Here is a 19,290-nt window from a genome sequence, read left to right on the forward strand (position 1 = left end):
TATTTAAATATAAATTGATATCCTCTGTTCGGATTGGAGTACTTCCTCAAAAATGGTTTTTACCCTATTTATTCTCCACTGGTTTAGATGATGTACTTGTTTATAATTCAAAGGCATCTAAATTAAATTTTGAAAAAAAACTGTTTGCAGATAAAAATGGACTCGTAATTAACAATGGTATTAGTATTCCTGAGATACAAGATTGCCAATTTAAAAAGACTGAAGATGAGCAGTTTGTTTGGGTTTGTCTTGCTCATTTTAGATGGAACAAGGATTATAATACCTTGTTCAAAGCTATTCAGTTAATTAAAAATTTAAACTTTCGAGTGGATATCCTTGGAGAATACACCGAAAAAAATAGTCCCTTAGAATATATAAAAAGCCTAAACATTGAGTCGCACGTTAATATTTTAGGTTTTAAACAAAATGTTTCCAAATATCTTCAATATGCCGACGCCTTTGTACTTTCTTCATTTTCGGAAGGTATGCCTAATGCACTTCTAGAAGCAATGGCTTATGCCAAACCAGTGGTGGTGAGCGACATTGATTGTAATGTTGAAATAGTGAATGATTCGAAATGTGGCTTCTTATTTAAATGTTCGGATGAGCATGAATTAGCTAAAAAAATGGTTGAAATGATGAATTTATCGGCTACTCAAAGATTTAATTTAGGAATTCTAGGAAGATCCTACATCGAAAATAATTTCGCAGAAAAAAATGTTTTGAACGACTGGCTAAACCTTATTGATCAGTATTCAAACGATAGAGCGCTTATTCTCAGTAAGTAAACTCTTGAGCTATAGCTCAAATTAATGCTAATCATTTTTTAAAATAAAAATCAATGTGTGGAATTTTTGGCACTTTAAATATTGCGGTTTCTGATCGCGCCTCCGAAATATTTGGGGGTTTATATCATCGCGGACCAAATGCTAAGGGTTTGTCAATTGATGATAATGTGGAATTATATCATACCCGCCTGTCTATTCAAGATTTAAATATTACTGGAAGGCAGCCCATGCATCACCATGGGCTAAGTATTGTTTTTAACGGTGAAATTTATAATCACATGGAGCTTAGAAAACAATACGGATTGTATGCAGAATCAAATTCTGATACCAAAACCTTATTAATGCTTTTTGAGTTAATGGGAATTAAAATGCTCGATAAATTGGATGGTATGTTTGCTTTTGCACTTTATGATCAATTTAGAAATGAACTGTATTTAGCGCGGGATAGGGCTGGTAAAAAGCCTCTTTATTTGTATAATAATGGCAATGGGACTGCTTTTTCATCTGAATTAAATATACTTTATCAGATTTTTAAACCGGAAGTTGACTATTCCTCCTTATCATCCTACTTGTATCTGGGATATCACTACCGAAGAGATACACCCTACAAACAAGTTATGGAGCTCGAAAATGCCCATTACTTGAAAATTAACACCAAAACTGCTGAGGAAGAATATGTTAAGTGGTTTGATATCAATTCATATTATCAGAATAAAAGCAAACTATCTTATAATGAGGCTATTAATGAGTTAGATAAGCGACTTAAAATTGCTGTTACTCGTCGAATTGATAGCTCCGATCTTGAAATAGGCTCTTTTTTAAGTGGTGGGATTGATAGTGGAATCATTACCGCAATGGCGGCACTTCATAAACCAAATCTGAAAACTTTTACAGTTAAAATGGAAGGTTCATATGACGAGTCGCCCTTAGCACTCCAAGTAGCACAGAAATATAAAACCCAGCACCAGGTAGTAGATATTTCATTTTCAGACCTTCAAAATGATATTGAAAATATTCTAATTAATTATGGTGAACCATATTGTGATAATTCGGCAATACCCAGTTATTATGTTGCTAAAGAAGCAAAAAAACATGTCAATGTAGTTTTAAATGGTGATGGTGCAGACGAATTATTTGCGGGTTATAGAAGATATGTTCCTTTTAAACACTTTGATTTTTTTAATTCAGGGATTTTAACACAAGCTTCAGCTAAATTCTTGTCAAATATTTTACCTACTGCACATGAAAAGCAAAGCAATTATAATTATGCATACAGACTATTGAAGTTTACTTCTCATGATAGTCTTTTAAAGACCTATAGTTCAGCTACTTCGGACATTATGGTAGGTTTTGAAAATCAATTTTTAATTCCACCTAATTTGGATGAAATCGATTATGATTTAAGAAAAATCAACCAAATGGATATTTCTTCACTCAGAAAAATGCTCTTAATGGATTCTCAAACCATTTTATTCAGTGGTTTATTGCCTAAAATGGATATTGCCACAATGTCGCATTCTCTTGAAGGTAGAAGTCCTTTTTTATCAAAAGAATTGTTAGAATTTGCCCCAAGTCTGAACGATTCTTATAAAATTAATGGATTAAAGACTAAATCAATACTGAGAGATTTATCAAAAAAATATTTGCCACATACTTTAGTTAAGCAGCCTAAACGAGGATTTGAAATACCTCTTAAAAATTGGATTAACAATCAACTTTATGAGATAGTAAATGATTATCTATTATCATCAAATGCACTTTACCCAAGTATAATTAAGAAAAAATTCGTTTTAGATTTATTGGAGAGAAGAATTCAAATATCTGAAGAGAAAAGAGCAAAAATCCTATTTGATGTGTTTGCCATGGAAGTATGGCATAAAAATATCATTAAATCTACCATCCCAAAAAGAGAATTAGTGCCATCCTTTGTTGAGGTCTAAGCAATTCAATAGCTCTTCTCAGAGCATGTAATAAATAGTCACATTTCTAAAAAATATATTATGAAAGTATTAATTACTGGCAGTGCTGGTTTTATTGGTTTCCATTTAGTGAAACAATTGTTGAAGCAAGGAGATGAAATTATAGGTATTGATAACCTGAATGATTACTATGACAAGAAATTGAAATATGATCGTCTTGCTATTTTGGGAATTAATAAATCAAATTTTAATTATGGGGTTGAGCTGCTAAGTGAAAAGTTTGTCAACTTTAAATTTCTTAAGCTAGATTTAACTGATAAGGAGAATCTCAAAAAACTATTCAAAAAATATAAATTCGATGCAGTGTGTAATCTGGCTGCTCAAGCAGGAGTAAGGTACAGTTTAATTAATCCTGATGCCTATCTTGACTCAAATATTACTGGTTTTTTGAATGTATTAGAATGTTGCCGACATGAGAAAGTCGGGCATTTAGTTTATGCTAGCTCTTCAAGTGTTTATGGACTTAATAAAAAGATGCCATTTTCTGTTAAGGATAATGTTGATCATCCCATTTCTTTATATGCAGCTTCTAAAAAAAGCAATGAATTGATGGCTCATACCTATAGTCATTTATTTAATCTACCAACTTCAGGTTTAAGGTTTTTTACGGTTTATGGTCCCTGGGGCCGACCAGACATGGCTCTTTTTTTATTTACTAAAGCCATTTTAGAAGGAAAAGAAATCAATATTTTCAATGATGGGAAAATGAAACGTGATTTTACCTATATAGATGATATTGTTGGTGGTATTGTGAGAGTTTTAGCTAAACCTCCAAAAGGAAATCAAAATTGGGATGAGTTGGAGCCTGACCCTTCAACTTCAAAAGCACCATATAAAATCTTTAATATCGGTAGAGGTAGTTCGGTTAATTTGCTCCATTTTATTGATGAAATCGAGAAAAATTTAGGATTAAAAGCAAAAAAAATATTTCTACCCATGCAAGATGGAGATGTATCTGAAACTTGGGCTGATATTTCTGAACTAAAAACAGAATTCAACTATGAACCCAAAATATCTTACAAAGAAGGGATCAAAAAATTTGTCAATTGGTACAAAATATACTACTCCTTAAACCGTGAATCAATTAGAGAAACCGAGCCTTCTGAGGCCTTATTAAATCAATAGTTTTATTGATGAAAATCATAGTTTTTCAATTCTTTGAATTTTCCATCCGTTAAATTACTATTTCATGACATTATTATTGCTTTTAAATGACATTTATGGCAAGCAATCATAGGTTTTGAAATGAAATATATTATAAAACCTGGTTTTTTTAATGAAAATTTAAAAAAAAACAAACTTTTTTGAGAATAATTCATTTTCCGATTAATTATTCTTTTTTCACTCATTTAAGATTCTATAACCACCAATTATTTTTATAATTATTTATTCAATTATTATTTCATTGAACTAAAATTAGCTGATTTTAAAAAATTTACAATTTTAAATAAAAACTGTTCGACTTAATAAAATAGCTCATAATTCCAATTTTTTTGGCTGTATTGAATGCTTTTTCGCTTGCGTTAAAGCTGGTAATATTCAAAAAAATAAATAATTATGAAAGAGAACAGATTAAAAACAACAGGCTTTGTGACAGCTCTATTATTAACCATTATTTTTTTCGCTCAATGCAAAAAGGATAGTCAATTACTCCCAAGTAATTCCGTTGATACATTTGCTTCTACAAGTGCCCCAGCTAGTACAAGTACCTTTGAACAAGGCACATTAGACAAAAAAACAATTATTAAAGATTCTGGGTTTGCCTACTATCTTGAGCGTAAGTTTATTATTCCGGGAGATTCAGAAAGTTCGCCTACAAGTTCAACTCTCAAATTATTTGAGAATGGTAAAGAGCTTGGTCCAGCACATACTTCTCATAAAGATATTAGAGTGTATGGTAAAGGTAGATTTAGTCATTGGGGAAATAGCTTGTATTTTTCCTCATCAGATAATACCGACCCTCGTAAAAATGGACGTAGATATACCTTTACAATTGGAACTGTAAGTGGCGTAATAAGTCCCATAACAGCTCCAATTACAACAGCTCCAATTTCTACAGATAAACCAATTGGTTATGCTATGGTAGATGGATTAACTATTGGTGGCCAAGGTGGTCAAACCGTAACTGTGACAAATCTGACAGATTTTAAAGCCGCAGCAAAATCCACATCACCCTTAATTATTATGGTTTCAGGTAATTTTACCGGTACTGGTATGATTGATGTGATGTCTAACAAAACCATTATTGGTGTAAATGGAGCGACTTTAAATGGAGTGGGACTTGCACTTTATCGCGTGAACAACATTATCATTAAAAATTTAAAGATTAATAAAGTTATTGGTGGTGATGGCATTACAATTAAAGAAACTAGTCATCATATCTGGGTAGATCATTGTGAAATTTGGCAAGACAGAAATAATGGATGGGATTATTACGATGAATTGTTGGAAGTAACTGATCGTTCGAATTATGTAACAATCTCAAATAATAAGTTTCACGATTCTCATATCGCATTTCTCATTGGAAGTGGCGATTTGCAAACTACTGATATTGGTTATCTTAAAGTTACCATGTACGGGAATTATTTCTATAATATCTCTGAAAGACAGCCTAGTACAAGATTCGGTTTTATGCATGTGTTTAACAATTATTTTTATAATGGAAGTGGCTACACTATTGGTGCTACCATGGGAGCAACTGTTCGAACTGATAATAATTATTTCGAAAATCAGGCCAATCCAATCTATACTGAATATAATGCTAAGCCAGGATATGTGAGTGGGGCATCGACTAATTTTTATAAAAACTCGGGCAGCAATAAAATATCAACTGCTGCTTCAAATTGGATACCTCCATACGAGTATCAATCCATGCTAATTCCTGCTGCTGATGTTGCTACAAAGGTAATGGCTGAGGCTGGCCCTAAATATTAATAATTTTCAATTTTAACCTGTTAAATCAGGAGTTTTTTAACCAAGCCTTGCATTCTACTAAATGCAAGGCTTGGTTATTATGCTATTTCAAGCATTAATTGCAATCGCTTTCTTGTCTCATTCTGCACTAAAGCAGAAGCCACTCTCAATTCTTCGAATTCTTAGACCTGTTTCTAGGCTAGTATTCATATCTCAATTGCACAAAGCAAATTCTATATTTTATGATTAAGCGAAAAAGAAAAAAAATTCTGATTGCCTGCGATTCTTATCGTACACTTTTAGGTTTTAGAGGAAAACTCATGGAAGCATTATTGCAAAATAATGAAGTGGCTGTTTTTACTCCTAAAATTTATCATGATGAGGTGAAAAACAAGTTGCTAAATATGGGAATCGAAGTTTATGAAAACAATCTTGATGGTAGTAATGTGTCTATTTTTTCGGATATAAAATACATGTTTAGATTGTTTCAAGTTATTAGACAATCTAAACCAGATACCTTTTTCCCATACACACTCAAACCCGTTATTTATGGATCATTTATAGCAAAATTGTGCCGGGTGAAACATATTGTTCCAATGTTAACGGGACTAGGATATAATTTTATGAGTGGAAATGATAAAACACCACTAATCAAACAAATGGTAAGGGCTATGTTGAAATTTAGTCTTAAACTAAATGCAAATGCTACACTCATTCTTCAAAATAAAGATGATTTTCAGACCTTAATTAACCAAGGTATTATTGATAAAAATGTTAAGGCTCATGTAGTTAATGGCTCCGGTGTAGATCTTTCACATTATGTGTTTTCAAAACCTAATCCTCAAAATATTGTATTCTTAATGATTTCTAGATTAATTAATGCAAAGGGGATTCGTGAATATTTTGATGCCGCAGAAAGAGTTAAATCCATTTATCCTCATGTAAAATTTAAATTAATTGGTCCATATGACCCAAATATCGATTCTATAGATCCAGATTTATATCAAAACATTATTTCGGGTGAAATTATCGACTATTTAGGTGAAGTTAATGACGTTAGACCTCATATTAAAGAATCATCCGTTCTTGTGCTTCCTTCTTACTATGGAGAGGGTATCCCTAGATCTTTGCTTGAAGGAATGGCTATGGGTAGAGCTATAATTACTTGTGATTCAGTTGGTTGCAAGGAAACAGTGAATATTTCTGAAAATTCTCAAACCGGATTTCTTGTGCCAATTAAAAATGTAAAAGCCTTGACTGATAAAATTCAACATTTTATACATAACCCCTCTGATACCTTGCTTTTTGGTAAAAATGGTAGAGAATATGCAAGGAAAAAGTTCGATGTAAATAAGGTCAATAAACAGATGCTTGAAATTCTTGAGGCATAAATCATTCTGGCAACTTATTGTAAGATTCAATAAAATTAGAATTAGCAGTAATGATTTATTTTAAATTATTTTCTATTTAAACGATATTTTTTATGACAAAATCGAAATAATATTTATTAAAAATTAATTAAAATAATTATGTGATATGAAAAATAAATTTAACTATTCAGAAATTTCTGCAGAAAAGGCAATGGACATACTCAATCAATTTGGGTGGCTTACTTACGAAAATGCATTAGAACCTGAATTCGTAAATCAAATTAACGATTCGCTTGATGATGCCTATGAAAAAAGACGAGTAATTCAAAAAAAGAATGGCATTAGTCAGAATATGGAAGGTACTTTACATCATTTAATTGAGCCAGATAATTTCGCATTAAAATTTCTTGAGCGTATGTATTGTGATCAAGAAATGCAGGCTTTTTTCGGTGGTAATTATATTGTTAATGCATTTGGAGGAGTAATGAACTCTAAGAATAATCGACCATACGTTCAAAATATTCATCGCGATGTTCGCTCATTTATGGGGGATGAAAAATTCATGGTACAAATGATGGTTCTCTTGGATGATTTTACTTTAGAAAATGGGGCAACTTATATGCTCTCTGGCTCTCACCTAATTGCCGCAAAACCTAACGACAATTATTTTTATGAAAAGGCTGATCGTGCAATCGCAAAAAAAGGCAGTATTGTTCTATTTGATTCTAATTTGTGGCACGCAGCTGGAAAAAACAATACAGATGGAAATAGGAGAGTGCTAACTATTAGTTTTACTAAACCACAGTTTAAGCAGCAATTTGACTATCCTAGGTCTTTGGGCTATGAGTTTGGTGAATCATTAAATGATGATTTAAGGCAAATATTAGGTTATAAATCTAGGATACCGGCTACGCTTGATGAATATTATCAACCATTAAATAAGCGTATGTATCAGCCTGATCAAGGTTAACTTACCTCTAAATATAATTCTAACAAACATCCTTGTTTGATTTAAATCATTTTATTCCAAAATCTTAATGAGAATCTACTCCAGAAGAGTAAAGGCTATTGGAGGTTATTTTAATCTTCAATTACCAGCTCTAGAAGAATATTATCCTTCCCTTGTCAAATTAAATACAGGTAGAAATGCATTGGAATATATTTTAAGTGTAAACGATTATTCTTGTATATACATCCCATATTTTACTTGTGAGGTGATGATGGAGCCAATAAGAAAGCTTGGCATTCAATATCATTTTTATACGTTAGACAAGAATTTAGATCCAATAGTTGATTTTGAAATCGAAGCAGGCGACTGTTTTTTATACACCAATTATTTTGGAGTTAAACAATTAACGGTTAATAATTTAGCTAAGCTGGGTATGGATTTGATTGTAGATAATTCTCAAGCTTTTTTCGCTAAACCATTACCCGGAATCAATACTTTTTATTCCTGCCGTAAATTTTTTGGTGTTCCTGATGGAGCCTATCTGCAAACTAATAGAATTATTAATACCAAACTTGAAAGAGATATTTCTTTTGATAGAATGTCTCATTTGCTGATAAGTATAGATCAATCTATCGAAAAAGGTTACGACAGCTTTCAAATAAATAATGATATTCTTTCGAATAAGCCAATTAGAAGAATGTCGTTTTTAACAGAATACTTATTGAAAAGTATTGATTACGAGGCTTGTAGAGTAGCAAGGAATAGAAATTTTAAAATTCTTCATGATGCTCTTTCAGAGAAAAATCAGTTGACTATTGATACCTCACTAATAGATGGCCCACTATGTTATCCTTTATTAACGAATAAGGAAAATATACATAAGAAATTGATTAACAAAAGGGTATTTGTTCCAATTTATTGGCCAAATGTGTTCAAATGGACAACTGATAAGATGTTTGAAAATTATCTGGCTCACAATCTTGTGCCATTGCCAATTGATCATCGATATAATGAAGAAGATATGGAACGATTAATTAACTATTTAAAACAAATGCTATGAATTATTCTATCTATCTGAGGGAGCTTTATTTATCGGATGCTAAAATCTCATTTAATTGGAGAAATGATCCCATAGTTTGGAAGTATACAGGTTTTAAGCCAGATAAGTTTATAAGCCATGAAATGGAGCTTGAATGGCTAAAAAATACTTTAGAAAAGCCCAATGATTATCGATTTGCTATTTGCTTGAAAAAAAACAGTCAATATATAGGAATCATACAATTGACAAATGCCATTTCAAGTACAGCCGAGTTGCATTTATTTATTGGAGAGCCTTCTTTTTGGGGAATGGGCATTGGTAAGCAGGCAACTGCACTAATGGTAAACTTTGGATTTACGCATCTCGACTTGAATTCAATAATTCTTGAAGTCCATAAAGAAAATTACGCTGCTCAATCTGTTTATAAAAAAATTGGATTTTTAGAAAATGGAACGAATAATGATTTTTTGAAAATGTGCATTAAAAAGGATCAAATGGCAAATTTTAAAGATAATATCACTGAAAAAATGAGCCTAAATAAATAGTTCTGCCACAAAATTTTTCATTTATTAAACAAATTTTTACCATGATTAATGAAATTAATATCCACCAGGAAAGGGAATGGAAAAAAATTGTACAACAATCTTTACAATTTGATTCTTATCATACTTGGGAATATCATAATTTAACAAAAGACGGAATTCCTATTTTATTAGTTTATTATGAAAAAAACGATTTTATTGCAATTCCATTGCTTAAAAGAAGTATTCCCAATACTGATTTTTATGATATTACTTCAGTTTATGGCTATACCGGACCCATTTCAAATAAATTATTTATTGATATTCCGGAAAGCATAAAGGATAATTTTAAAAATGAACTCCTGCAGTTTTTTAAAGACAATCAAATTATCTCTGTTTTTTTACGTCTAAATCCATTTTTAAATCAGATGCCATTGATGAATTCATTCCAAGGCCTACACGATAATGGAAATGGAGTTGTAATTAATCTCGAACAGTCGCTTGAAGAACAAAGATCTAAATATGAAAGTTCGCTCTTAAAGCAAGTTAGAAAGGTAAAATCTATGGGTTTTTATATTCAAGAGTCTAAAAATCCAAAAGCTATCAAAGAGTTCTCAGAAATATATACTGAGAATATGAAGCGAGTTGGAGCTAGTAAATATTACATGTTCACAGAAGAATATTTTAAAAGTTTTTTAAGTTCTATGGATTTTCATAGTAAACTAATCATGGTTTATCATGAAGAGCAGGCAGTTTGTGGCGCAATTATACTTTTTACGAAAACTATTATTCAATCGCATTTGACGGCAACCAAAACAGCTTATTTAAAGTATTCACCTGCTAAATTTCTTACAGATGAAATTAGTCAGATTGGTCGTGAATTAGGAACTAAGTATTTTAATTTGGGTGGTGGTTTAGGTTTTAAAAAGGATTCACTTTTTGATTTTAAATCTTCATTTTCAGATATTTATTATGATTATAAAACCTGGAGGTTTATTTCAGATCCAGAAAATTATCTCAAATTACTTTTGGATGCAAATATTGACCCTGACAACTCAGTTGATTTTTTCCCTCTCTATAGGTGTCCTGAAAGTATGTTACACGAAATGGATCTAGTTTTTAATAAATCATAATTTAAAAAGCTTTTTACTAGGAAAATAGATTTTTTAGCCTATCAATTTAGGCAGATTGTTTTTCATTAGTATTAATCATCCCAAACTCAGGTATTTCATAGTCCTCTTTATACCGAATTTTCATAAAACTCATTTTATCAAAATGATACACTCCATTTTTAAAGAAAAAACATCATCGCGTTGGCTGATTTTTTCAATTGATTTTATTATTCAAAGTATTGCTTTTGTATTGTCTTATTTAATCATACAAAAGTTCCATATTCAGCAATTATTTACAGGTAGTTTTCTTTTTTATTTTCTATCGTTTATTGTTTTAAGAACTCTAGTATTCCTTTTTATTAAAATTCATACAGGTATAATTAGATATTCAAATACTGAAGATATTATTCGAATTTTTAAGGCGGTTTCTATCAGTAGTTTACTTTTCTGGTTAGTAAGTAATACGCTGTTTATACCCATTTTTAACTTTAATCTCGAGTCGCTCGAAGCGGTCATCATTGTTGATTTTTTCATTTCCGCTTCGCTACTTATTTTTTTAAGAATCACTGTAAAAAGTCTATTTTCTTATGTTAAAAGCCTTGATTCTGCTATTTATAAGGCTGCAAATGAAAATATTCTGATTTATGGTTCCGATAAAAATGCTTTACTAATTAAAAAGGCATTTGAACTTTCTCAAGAAAAGAATTATAAAGTTATTGGCTTTGTTGATGATGATCCCGACAGAATTAATAAAAATTTGGAGCAAATACAGGTTTATTCCTCCGAAACAATATCATTTCTTAAAAAGAAGCATGTAATCGATAAAGTTGTTATTATGTCTAATGAGCTTAATATTGCAAGTAAAAATTCGGTAATAAAACAATGTATGGATTTAGGAATCAGTGTTTTATCTGTCCCTCATTCTACTCAATGGATTAACGGGACCTTGAGTTTAAATCAAATAAAAAATCTAAACATTGAAGATTTATTGCAAAGAGCTCCAATCATTCTAAAAAGAGATAATATATTCAGAGAACTTTCTGGGAAAAGAATATTAGTTACTGGTGCTGCTGGCTCTATAGGTTCGGAATTGGTTCGTCAGTTAATAAACTATAATCCTGAACTATTAATTTTATGTGATCAAGCTGAAACTCCTCTTCATGAATTGCAATTAGAGCTAGAGGAAAAATATCCCAATGCCCCCACTAAGGTTTATATGGCCAATATTCAAAATTATAAACGCATTAAGGCCTTATTTTCTGTTTATCAGCCTCAAGTAGTTTTTCATGCGGCTGCCTATAAACATGTTTCTATGATGGAAGATCATCCCTTTGAGGCTATTTTAACAAATGTACTCGGGACAAAAAACTTGGCTGATATGTCATTAGAGTTTAAGGCGGAAAAGTTTATTATGATTTCTACCGATAAAGCAGTAAACCCAACTAATATAATGGGTGCCTCAAAGCGCCTAGCAGAAATGTATATTCAATCGCTTAATTTCCATCAAGCTAGAGAAATGTCAATCCAAGAAGTTTCCAACAATAAAGAAGTTCCAACTCGTTTTATTACAACCCGGTTTGGTAATGTGCTTGGATCAAACGGTTCTGTTGTTCCTCGTTTTAAAGAACAAATTTCAAATGGTGGTCCAGTAACCATTACACATCCTCAAATTACCCGCTATTTTATGACCATCCCCGAAGCAGTTCAATTGGTATTGGAAGCATGTGCTATGGGCAAAGGTGGAGAGATTTTTATTTTCGATATGGGTGAGCCTGTTAAAATAGTTGATATGGCTAAAAATATGATTCGTTTAGCTGGATTAATACCTGATAAAGACATTAATATCGTTTTTACAGGTTTACGACCTGGTGAGAAACTATATGAAGAACTTTTAAATAAAGGCGAGAATATTATTCCAACGCATCATTCCAAAATTAAAATCTCAAAAGTCATCAATTTTCACTTTTTCTATGTAGAAAGAATGATAAGTGAACTAATAGAAATGATGGATTTTGACGATCATATTGGGCTTGCAAGAAAGCTAAATGAGATTATTCCCGAGTTCAAGAGCAATAATGCTGTCTATTGTAAATCAGATGAAATAGTTGTTAACTAATAGTTTATTATGTTTTTAGTCATTTAATATTTTATTTATAATCAAGCTTTTACTTGATTATAATCAATTAAAATATATGTTGATAGTACTAATTTCAAATATTAATAATGATGAGAAATTGATTGTCAATTTACTACGTCATGTGGGTTTTATGAAGGTTATTAATTTAAATTTTCTTGATTATGAATAACGGTGAAATTGTTGAACATGTAATTCGCAGAAATAATATTAGCATTAGCGAATTATCTAGGAGACTGCGTGTTAGCAGAAGGTCGATCTATAATTGGTTTACCCAAAAAAATCTAAGTTTTGATATCATTCTTCAAATAGGAGAGGTTCTAGACTATGACTTTTCATCTGATTTTCCGGATAAGTTAAACGGTAGAAGACCAAATTCTACGCAAGTATATCAGGGCGATTTCCAAACAAGTGATTTTCAAAATTCAGCCAATTATTGGAGGAATAAGTATATCAATCTTTTGGAAAAATATAATGAAGTATAAAAGTAAAAAGGATAGTATTTTAAATATAATTAATTGATTAATAGGTATTTATATAAAAAAATGAAAATATTCCACAAAAGTACTGCCCGATTTCTTGCTAAAGGTCCCAATTTATTCTAGTGCATTAGTCGCCAGCTAGGCCAGCTGTATCCACACTGAGTATAATTATTAAAAAATAATTATTCCTTTCCTTTCCAAAAAGAATTGCTTGTAAGTGAGATCGAACGAATATTTAAACCTTCACAGAAATACTGGCGTACTTTTCAGTGGAAATTGAAAAACAATTCTTTCCATGTAATTTTAAAAGGTTACAAAATAAGCAAGAAGCCCCCTGTTTTATAAACAGGGGGCTTCTTTTGTTAAAAATAAAACTAAACACAAAGTTATTAATGTCTTAAATTCCTTATTTTTTGTTCATCAAGGACAATAATGGTTCCATTATCCTCTACTTCAATAAGTTTTTCAGTTTTAAATTCCTTTAAAGTCCTGATTGTAGATTCTAAAGATGAACCTACTACATGCGCTAAGTCTTCTCGGGATACACTTATAATACTTTTCCCATCTTTGCTTTCCTTCAGTTTGTCAATTAATCGAACTATTCCTATAGCTACCTTCTTTCTTAAGGAATTATAAGCCATATTGATGATTAATTTTTCATTCTCAGTAATGTTATTTGAAAGCATACCTATAAATTCCTTCGCAATTATGGAGTTGGTATGTATTTTTTGCATGAAATCATCTTTGGGAATTAAAACAATGGATGAATCCTCCATCAATTTCGCATTTTTACTATAATTGCATTCTTTTAATATCTCGGTATAGCCAAAAAAGTCGCCCTGAGAATAAATACCAGTAATTAATTCCTTCCCATCTTCATTCACTATAAATTCTTTTACTTTTCCGGATTTAATATAGTAAACACATGAAGGGCGCTGCCCTGGCATATATAATACATGCTTCTTTTTGAAATTTTGTACTTCATGTTTATCGGAAATTAGGCTGCTTATTTTACCGTTATTATTCGGACTAAAGCTTAAATCCTGATTGGTATCACTCGTCAAATGGAATTTATTTTTTAAGCTTTCATTTTTTTCAATTCTTAACCTTATGGTATTTAACAAATCATTACTGTCGAAAGGTTTAACTAAGTAATCGTCGGCACCTAAACTCATTCCCTTACGCTGATTTACATAATCGGCATTGCCAGAAAGAAAAATAAATGGTGTGCCAGAAGTCTTGGGGTGATTGCTTAAAATGTGAATTACCCCATAGCCATCTATGTCAGGCATTTTAACATCGCAAATTATAAACTGTGGACTTTCCTTTAATGCGGTTTCAATTCCACTTTTACCATTATCGCAGCTCAAAACTTCATAGCCAGATAGGCTTAATAATTGATCCAATTTGTCTCTAAAGGATTTATCATCTTCAATCAATAAGATTTTTTTCATTTTAAATTCTTTAATAGGCTTTAATTTTTTTATTATTTTGTAATAATTTTTAATTAATTATTTCAAGAACAGCATCAATCAAATTGAATAATATTTAATAGCTTTTAGCCATTTATTTTATTTTTTAACTTATAATAGTTAAATGATTTTGGAGTCATTTTTTTATTCCAATAATGAATGATTCTATTTCAATCTTTTCTGTTTAGAATGAAATAATAATTGTAAGTATTAATACTTAAATGTACCCTTTATTGATGAACTCTTTTAATGATCCTAATCAGTTTTTACTATGATTTAAATCAGTATAATTTTCGTGAAGTAATGGTATATTTTAAATGATAATTCTTGGATTTTCATAGATATTGGTTTAATTCAAACAATTTTATAAACCTTTTTCTCAATTAGTAAATAATTTCGTGTGATTTGCGTTATATACCACATTGTAACATATTCCAATCATTTACATATAAGAATATGTATATCTATAAATTTATTTTTTTTGTGGAATAAAAACTTACGGGAAACCGTAAGCATTATTATAATTATAAAATTTGAACGTAATTTAAGTGAAATTACTTAGGATGTTATAAATTTAACTAGGTCGTTAAATGACAAAAGCCGATCCTAAAATCAGCTTTTGTACTCGGAGCGGGAATCGAACCCGCACGACCTTTAAGGGTCACAGGATTTTAAGTCCTGCGTGTCTACCAGTTCCACCATCCGAGCGTGGATTGTTATATTTCAAACAAAAATTCCCTCTGGAAGAGGGATTTTTTATTGGAGCGAAAGACGAGATTCGAACTCGCGACCCCGACCTTGGCAAGGTCGTGCTCTACCAACTGAGCTACTTTCGCGTTTTGGTGAGTGCAAATATATGCAGAAAAGCTATTCTAACAAGTTTTTTTTATTTTTTTTATTTATTATTCTATAACTTATTGCTAATCAGTAAGTCAGAGATCAAGTCGAGCTCAAATCCTTTACCAGAACCATAGCGAGTTAATAGATATCGACGCTTAAATGAATCTGTTTCTCTGAGGTTTTCTGCTTTTTTTTCTAAAATTCGTTTTAACATTGTTAAATAATCATCATCATCAATCGATTGAAGTGATTTCTTAATCAATTTATCAGGAACTCGCTTTAATTTTAATGCTTGCTTGATTTTTATTTTTCCCCAAGACTTTATTCTGAACTTTCCTAAAGTATAAGCTAGTGCAAAGCGTTCTTCATTTAAAAAATTAGATTCAATTAATTCGGATATGATCTCTTCAACATCATTTTGAAATAATCCCCATTCATACAGCTTATTACGTATTTCAAATTGCGATCTCTCCTGATAGGCACAATAACTTTCTGCCTTTACTTTAGCTTGTTGCCTGCTAAATATTTTCGGTTTTACTTGTTCATTTTCCAAAGTATTGAAATATCGTAAATTTTTGATAGTATTCCTTAAAATTTATTGAAATTTACATCATGAATCATTTGCCTTATAAGCCAAAGGAAATAAGCTTGATTTTGAATGCCCAAGCCTTCATAAAGGATGAATATTCAACTATCAGAACACTGCTGACGGATAGTCGTAAATTGAACGACCCATTAAATGCTTTGTTTTTCGCTCTTAAAGGGCGCCGTAATGCTCATGATTTTATTCCCGATGTTTACAAAAAAGGTGTTCGTAATTTTGTTATTTCGGATTCTGATTTTCCTATAGATAATTTTCCAGATGCTAATTTTTTTCTGGTTAATGAGTCATTAATAGCTCTTCAGATTTTAGCTAAAACACATCGATTAAATTTTGATTATCCAGTAATTGGAATTACCGGCAGTAATGGCAAAACAATTGTTAAAGAGTGGCTTTACCAAATATTAGCACCTGAAATAAATATAGTTCGTAGTACAAAAAGCTTTAATTCTCAATTAGGGGTTCCAATTTCTGTTTGGGAAATGGGGATTGAAAATGACCTTGCCATTTTTGAAGCAGGAATTTCTAAAGTTGGTGAGATGCACAATCTTGCAGAAATTATTCATCCTACAATTGGAATACTGACTAATATCGGAGAAGCTCATCATTCTGGATTTGAATCTATTGACCAGAAAATCGTTGAAAAATTAAAACTTTTTGACAAAGTAGATCTTTTTATTTACTCCCATAAATACCTTTCAGAATTTAATGGCACCTTGCCAGGAGAAAATAAATTTACATGGAGCTTTAGCGAAAGTGCTGATCTACAAGTTTTTAAAGTTGAATCAATTGAAAATAATTTTAGCCGCTTACATGCAAAATATCTAAATAAGACTTTAGAAATTCATATTCCTTTTAATGACCAAGCATCCATAGAAAACGCCGTAATTTGTTGGGCTACGATGTTAGCTCTTGAATATGATCCTGAAATAATAAGTCAAAGACTTGAAAAATTAAGTCCTGTAGGTATGCGACTTGAGTTAAAAAATGGGATTAATAATTGCTCTATAATTGATGATTCATATAGTCTAGATGTATCTTCACTTGCTATAGCTCTAGATTTTTTAAAGCAGCAAAATCAACATCCTCGTAGAACCTTAATCCTTTCGGATATTCCCGGCGATGATTCTAAGTTAATGTATGATAAAATAAGTAATTTAATTATCGATAAATCTGTCGATAGGCTAATTACAGTAGGCGAAAAAATTGGTAAATATGCACTTCTCTTTCCTTGTGAGGTTCAATTGTTTAAAAATACAGCTGAATTGATTGAAAATCTACCTTTTATTAAATTTCAAAATGAAACCATTCTTTTAAAAGGAGCAAGAGCATTTGGATTTGAAAATATTAGCCGATTACTAACTCAAAAAGTCCATGAAACTGTTCTTGAAATTAATTTAAATGCTTTAGAACATAATCTTAATTATTATAAGTCTAAAATTGGCTCTGGGACTAAATTAATGGCCATGGTTAAGGCTTTTTCTTATGGTAGTGGAAGTTTCGAAATCGCCAATTTATTGGAATTTAATCAAGTTGATTATTTAGCAGTTGCCTATGCCGATGAAGGTGTAGCACTAAGGAAGGCAGGTACAACTCTTCCAATCATGGTTATGAGTCCTGATTCAATGGCCTTTGATACCATAATTGAACATGAATTAGAGCCCGAAATCTATTCTATGCGTGTTTTGAATGATTTTATTGATGTTTTGAAAATTAAAGGTTTATCTTCTTATCCCGTTCATATTAAACTTGATACAGGAATGCATCGTTTAGGATTTATGGAAAATGAGCTTGATAAATTGCTTTTATTTTTAAATGATTCTAAACATATTCATGTAAACAGTGTTTTTTCGCATCTGGTAGCTAGCGATAATCCTGAACATGATCTGTTTACAAGAAGTCAAATTAGCTTATTCACTAATTTGTCAAATCAAATTAGTAAAGTACTTAAATATCCATTTCTACGCCACTTAGCCAATTCATCAGGTATTAGTCGTTGGCCTGATGCACAATTTGAGATGGTGCGACTCGGAATAGGTTTATATGGGATAGATTCAGCATTGACTAAGAATTCTCCACTACAAACCGTAACTTCGCTGAAAACTAGTATTTCTCAAATTAAGCATATTCCTGCCGGAGATACAATAGGCTATTCAAGGGAAGGGAAAATGCCAAATGGTGGAACAATTGCTACAGTTAAAATTGGTTACGCCGATGGCTATAATCGAAAAATGGGCAATGGCAAGGGTAAAATGATTGTTAAAGGGCAAATTGTTCCAACAATTGGAAAAATTTGCATGGATATGTGCATGATTGATATTACTGGTGTACCCGCTGAAGAAGGGGATGAGGTAATTGTATTTAATGACATTGTTCGTATTGAACAGATTGCTAATCAACTAGATACGGTTCCGTATGAGGTGCTCACAAGTATTTCTCAGCGAGTAAAACGAATTTACTATTATGAATAAAATAATAAAATCTTTATTTAATTACCTGGTTAGAGGTGCATTGGTTATTCTGCCTATAGCTGCAGCTTTGTTTTTTATTTATTGGGCCGTTTCTAAAGTTGATTCTGCACTAAATTTAAGTAATGTTATCTGGGTGGATCAAACTGGAAAGCCTGTTTATATTCCAGGACTTGGAATTCTATCCGTAATTGTAATCTTGATTGTGGTGGGAATTATTGTAACTAATTTTGTTACAGATTCAATAAAAAAATGGTTCGGTCGCTGGTTTAAAAGGTTACCTGTATTCAATGTAATTTATACCTCATTTAAAGATCTAACTGAAGCTTTTGTTGGAGATGATAAGAAGTTTAGTGAGCCAGTTGTGGTTGAAGTTAATGAGACTGGTCTGAAAAAAATAGGCTTTTTAACTCAAAAAGATCTTTCTAAAATAGGTTACCCTGGTGATGTAGCGGTATATTTTCCTTTATCTTATTCATTTGCAGGGCAGTTATGTCTTGTTGATTCGAAGAAAGTCAAGCCTTTAAACATGAGTGCAAGTGATGCCATGAAATTTATTGTTTCAGGCGGTGTTAGTCACTTGTAAGCCTTTCTCTTTGCACTTATAAATAGAAAAATGCAG

The 19,290-nt window shown here is 31.4% G+C and carries 15 protein-coding genes and 2 tRNA genes; 13 read left to right on the top strand and 4 right to left on the bottom strand.

Going from position 1 to position 19,290, the window contains the following annotated elements:
* The 11 genes from ACIQ0D_RS05610 to ACIQ0D_RS05660 all read left to right on the top strand — a co-directional run.
* The coding region (locus ACIQ0D_RS05610) for a glycosyltransferase (RefSeq protein ID WP_395803592.1) at positions 1–788 on the top strand (788 nt) is incomplete at its 5' end.
* A 53-nt stretch (positions 789–841) separates the two neighbouring features.
* Entirely contained in the window at positions 842–2,728 is a 1,887-nt protein-coding gene (asnB, locus tag ACIQ0D_RS05615) for an asparagine synthase (glutamine-hydrolyzing) (protein ID WP_395803594.1), read from the top strand.
* A gap of 60 nt (positions 2,729–2,788) precedes the next feature.
* Positions 2,789–3,892: an NAD-dependent epimerase gene (locus tag ACIQ0D_RS05620; RefSeq protein WP_395803596.1), complete on the top strand. Its 1,104-nt coding sequence runs from the start codon at positions 2,789–2,791 to the stop codon at positions 3,890–3,892.
* 432 nt (positions 3,893–4,324) lie between these two features.
* Complete coding sequence (locus ACIQ0D_RS05625) at positions 4,325–5,701, top strand: polysaccharide lyase family 1 protein (protein ID WP_395803598.1); 1,377 nt, start codon at positions 4,325–4,327, stop codon at positions 5,699–5,701.
* Positions 5,702–5,922: 221 nt separating this feature from the next.
* A complete protein-coding gene (locus tag ACIQ0D_RS05630) occupies positions 5,923–7,071 on the top strand; it encodes a glycosyltransferase family 4 protein (protein WP_395803600.1) in 1,149 nt (382 codons plus the stop codon).
* A 145-nt stretch (positions 7,072–7,216) separates the two neighbouring features.
* On the top strand, positions 7,217–8,020 hold the full coding sequence (locus ACIQ0D_RS05635) for a phytanoyl-CoA dioxygenase family protein (protein WP_395803602.1): 804 nt from the start codon (positions 7,217–7,219) through the stop codon (positions 8,018–8,020).
* A 67-nt stretch (positions 8,021–8,087) separates the two neighbouring features.
* Positions 8,088–9,059: a hypothetical protein gene (locus ACIQ0D_RS05640; RefSeq protein WP_395803604.1), complete on the top strand. Its 972-nt coding sequence runs from the start codon at positions 8,088–8,090 to the stop codon at positions 9,057–9,059.
* Positions 9,056–9,583 (top strand): GNAT family N-acetyltransferase, encoded by a 528-nt coding sequence (locus ACIQ0D_RS05645; RefSeq protein ID WP_395803606.1) that lies wholly within the window; start codon positions 9,056–9,058, stop codon positions 9,581–9,583. The genes ACIQ0D_RS05640 and ACIQ0D_RS05645 overlap by 4 nt, the downstream gene beginning before the upstream one ends.
* Positions 9,584–9,624: 41 nt before the next feature.
* Entirely contained in the window at positions 9,625–10,692 is a 1,068-nt protein-coding gene (locus ACIQ0D_RS05650) for a GNAT family N-acetyltransferase (RefSeq protein ID WP_395803608.1), read from the top strand.
* 142 nt (positions 10,693–10,834) lie between these two features.
* Positions 10,835–12,787 carry a polysaccharide biosynthesis protein gene (locus ACIQ0D_RS05655; RefSeq protein WP_395803610.1) on the top strand — a complete coding sequence of 651 codons (1,953 nt, stop codon included), beginning with the start codon at positions 10,835–10,837 and terminating at the stop codon, positions 12,785–12,787.
* Positions 12,788–12,969: 182 nt separating this feature from the next.
* Entirely contained in the window at positions 12,970–13,290 is a 321-nt protein-coding gene (locus ACIQ0D_RS05660) for a helix-turn-helix domain-containing protein (RefSeq protein ID WP_395803612.1), read from the top strand.
* A gap of 386 nt (positions 13,291–13,676) precedes the next feature.
* Here ACIQ0D_RS05660 and ACIQ0D_RS05665 read toward each other — a convergent pair whose 3' ends face one another.
* From ACIQ0D_RS05665 to ACIQ0D_RS05680, 4 genes are all read right to left on the bottom strand, one after another.
* Positions 13,677–14,741: a response regulator gene (locus ACIQ0D_RS05665; RefSeq protein WP_395803614.1), complete on the bottom strand. Its 1,065-nt coding sequence runs from the start codon at positions 14,739–14,741 to the stop codon at positions 13,677–13,679.
* A gap of 640 nt (positions 14,742–15,381) precedes the next feature.
* Positions 15,382–15,467, bottom strand: a tRNA-Leu gene (locus ACIQ0D_RS05670).
* A 52-nt stretch (positions 15,468–15,519) separates the two neighbouring features.
* A tRNA-Gly gene (locus tag ACIQ0D_RS05675) sits at positions 15,520–15,595 on the bottom strand.
* Between the two features lie 71 nt (positions 15,596–15,666).
* Positions 15,667–16,152 carry a regulatory protein RecX gene (locus tag ACIQ0D_RS05680; protein ID WP_395803616.1) on the bottom strand — a complete coding sequence of 162 codons (486 nt, stop codon included), beginning with the start codon at positions 16,150–16,152 and terminating at the stop codon, positions 15,667–15,669.
* A 59-nt stretch (positions 16,153–16,211) separates the two neighbouring features.
* Between ACIQ0D_RS05680 and ACIQ0D_RS05685 the strand changes: the two genes are divergently transcribed.
* Together ACIQ0D_RS05685 and ACIQ0D_RS05690 are read left to right on the top strand one after the other, a co-directional pair.
* Positions 16,212–18,671, top strand: coding sequence for a bifunctional UDP-N-acetylmuramoyl-tripeptide:D-alanyl-D-alanine ligase/alanine racemase (locus ACIQ0D_RS05685; protein ID WP_395803618.1), 2,460 nt, complete (start codon positions 16,212–16,214; stop codon positions 18,669–18,671).
* Positions 18,664–19,254, top strand: a complete 591-nt coding sequence (locus ACIQ0D_RS05690; RefSeq protein WP_395803620.1) for a DUF502 domain-containing protein — start codon at positions 18,664–18,666, stop codon at positions 19,252–19,254. The genes ACIQ0D_RS05685 and ACIQ0D_RS05690 overlap by 8 nt, the downstream gene beginning before the upstream one ends.
* Positions 19,255–19,290: the final 36 nt, after the last annotated feature.

This window comes from Daejeonella sp. (genome assembly GCF_044342615.1).
Classification (GTDB): Bacteria; Bacteroidota; Bacteroidia; order Sphingobacteriales; family Sphingobacteriaceae; genus Daejeonella.

Excerpts from the sequence above, each read along its gene's own strand:
- ACIQ0D_RS05655 (WP_395803610.1), top strand. The coding sequence starts at position 10,835 with ATGATACACTCCATTTTTAAAGAAAAAACATCATCGCGTTGGCTGATT.
- ACIQ0D_RS05630 (WP_395803600.1), top strand. The coding sequence starts at position 5,923 with ATGATTAAGCGAAAAAGAAAAAAAATTCTGATTGCCTGCGATTCTTAT.
- ACIQ0D_RS05620 (WP_395803596.1), top strand. The coding sequence starts at position 2,789 with ATGAAAGTATTAATTACTGGCAGTGCTGGTTTTATTGGTTTCCATTTA.
- ACIQ0D_RS05660 (WP_395803612.1), top strand. The coding sequence starts at position 12,970 with ATGAATAACGGTGAAATTGTTGAACATGTAATTCGCAGAAATAATATT.
- ACIQ0D_RS05650 (WP_395803608.1), top strand. The coding sequence starts at position 9,625 with ATGATTAATGAAATTAATATCCACCAGGAAAGGGAATGGAAAAAAATT.
- ACIQ0D_RS05685 (WP_395803618.1), top strand. The coding sequence starts at position 16,212 with ATGAATCATTTGCCTTATAAGCCAAAGGAAATAAGCTTGATTTTGAAT.
- ACIQ0D_RS05690 (WP_395803620.1), top strand. The coding sequence starts at position 18,664 with ATGAATAAAATAATAAAATCTTTATTTAATTACCTGGTTAGAGGTGCA.
- asnB (WP_395803594.1), top strand. The coding sequence starts at position 842 with ATGTGTGGAATTTTTGGCACTTTAAATATTGCGGTTTCTGATCGCGCC.
- ACIQ0D_RS05635 (WP_395803602.1), top strand. The coding sequence starts at position 7,217 with ATGAAAAATAAATTTAACTATTCAGAAATTTCTGCAGAAAAGGCAATG.
- ACIQ0D_RS05625 (WP_395803598.1), top strand. The coding sequence starts at position 4,325 with ATGAAAGAGAACAGATTAAAAACAACAGGCTTTGTGACAGCTCTATTA.
- ACIQ0D_RS05645 (WP_395803606.1), top strand. The coding sequence starts at position 9,056 with ATGAATTATTCTATCTATCTGAGGGAGCTTTATTTATCGGATGCTAAA.
- ACIQ0D_RS05640 (WP_395803604.1), top strand. The coding sequence starts at position 8,088 with ATGAGAATCTACTCCAGAAGAGTAAAGGCTATTGGAGGTTATTTTAAT.
- ACIQ0D_RS05665 (WP_395803614.1), bottom strand. The coding sequence starts at position 14,741 with ATGAAAAAAATCTTATTGATTGAAGATGATAAATCCTTTAGAGACAAA.